Origin of the sequence: Streptococcus oralis (assembly GCF_001075875.1) — a bacterium.
In the GTDB taxonomy this organism is placed as follows: Bacteria; Bacillota; Bacilli; order Lactobacillales; family Streptococcaceae; genus Streptococcus; species Streptococcus oralis_I.
In genome coordinates this window covers 1-208 of record NZ_JUOS01000059.1, presented here as the reverse complement: position 1 = coordinate 208, position 208 = coordinate 1, and the positions used below count along the sequence as shown (strand labels likewise).

General features: G+C 38.5%; 1 protein-coding gene. It reads right to left on the bottom strand.

The window, feature by feature from the left end; all coding sequences use genetic code 11:
• On the bottom strand, positions 1–208 hold a 208-nt coding region (locus ADM33_RS11415), incomplete at both ends, for a hypothetical protein (protein WP_049503220.1).

Genomic DNA, 208 nt, shown 5'->3' with positions numbered 1-208 from the left:
ATGTTCAACAACTGGAACTGTTTCTTTGCCATAAGTGTGATTAGGTTGATCCCATGTTGTCGTACCATTTTTTTCTTTACCAGTAAACGTAAAGTCATCTTGAACCTTATCAGCTGGAGTAGATGTTCCTGCTCCTTCAAACGTTACCGTTTGTTTAGTTGGTTTCTTCACATCATTTACGATTGGTACGTAGATGATTGGTGTGTCT